This is a genomic window from Streptomonospora alba (assembly GCF_000826685.1).
In the GTDB taxonomy this organism is placed as follows: domain Bacteria; phylum Actinomycetota; class Actinomycetes; order Streptosporangiales; family Streptosporangiaceae; genus Streptomonospora; species Streptomonospora alba.
Genome location: NZ_JROO01000054.1, coordinates 1 through 1213, shown reverse-complemented (window position 1 = coordinate 1213; position 1213 = coordinate 1). Strand labels below are relative to the sequence as shown.

The window sequence follows — 1213 nt, the reverse complement described above, 5'->3', positions numbered from 1 at the left end:
CCGAGTTCGATGCGCATCCCGCGCACCTTCACCTGGAAGTCCGAACGCCCCACGAACACCAGCCGGCCCTCGGCGTCCCACCGCACCACGTCGCCCGTGCGATACATCCGCGCACCCGGCGCACCGAACGGATCGGCCGCGAACCGCTCCGCCGACAACCCCGGCCGGTTCACATACCCCCGCGCCAGCTGCACACCCGACAGGTACAGCTCACCCTCCACACCCGCGGGCACCGGCGCCAACCGACCGTCCAGCACATAGACGCCCGTGTTCCACACCGGCCGCCCGATCGGCACACCCGCACCGGTGAATTCCTCATCCCCGACCTCGAACGCGGTGACGTCCACCGCCGCCTCCGTGGGCCCGTACAGGTTCGCCAACGCGGTCCGCGGCAGCAGGTCCCGCAACCGGCGGGCGGTTTCGGCGCCCAGCGCCTCACCCGAGGCGAAGACCCGGCGCAGCGACGTGCACAGGGCCGCCCGCGGCTCCTCGACGAAGAGCCGGAGCATCGAGGGCACGAAGTGGCACACCGTGACGCCGGTGTCCTTCATCAGCCCGGCGAGGTAGGCGGGGTCGCGGTGCCCGCCCGGCGCGGCCGCCACCAGCCCCGCACCCGCGGCGAAGGGCCAGAACAACTCCCACACCGACACGTCGAACGACACCGGCGTCTTCAACAGCACACGGTCATCGGGCCCCAGCCCGTAGGCGCCCTGCATCCACGCCAACCGGTTCACGATCGCCCCATGAGAGACCACCACACCCTTGGGCCGCCCCGTCGACCCCGACGTGTAAAGAACATAAGCCGGATGCCCGCCCCGCAGCGGCGCCCTCCGATCGGCGTCGGAAACGGGGCCGGGATCGCGGGCGGCCAGGCGGGTCGCGGTCGCGGGGTCGTCCAGCACGATCCGGGGAACGGCGGGCTCGGCGGGCAGGTCGGCGGTGTCCTCGTCACGGCACAGCAGCAGTGCCGGGCCGGCGTCCTCCAGCACGAACGCCACCCGCTCGACGGGCTGATCGGTCTCCACCGGCAGATAGGCCGCCCCCGCGCACACCACCGCGTGCAGCGCCACCACCAGCTCCACCGACCGCGGCAGCGCCACCGCCACCACCGACTCCGGCCCCACACCCCGCGCGATCAGCTCCCGCGCCAACCGGTGCACCCGCTCATCGAACCCGGCGCGAGACAGTTCGGCACCGTCCGACACCAGCGCGG

At 72.9% G+C, this 1213-nt stretch carries 1 protein-coding gene; it reads right to left on the bottom strand.

Translation table 11 applies throughout. The annotated features are described in order from the left end of the window. A partial coding sequence (locus tag LP52_RS23810; RefSeq protein WP_040276643.1) for an amino acid adenylation domain-containing protein occupies positions 1-1213 on the bottom strand: 1213 nt, incomplete at both ends.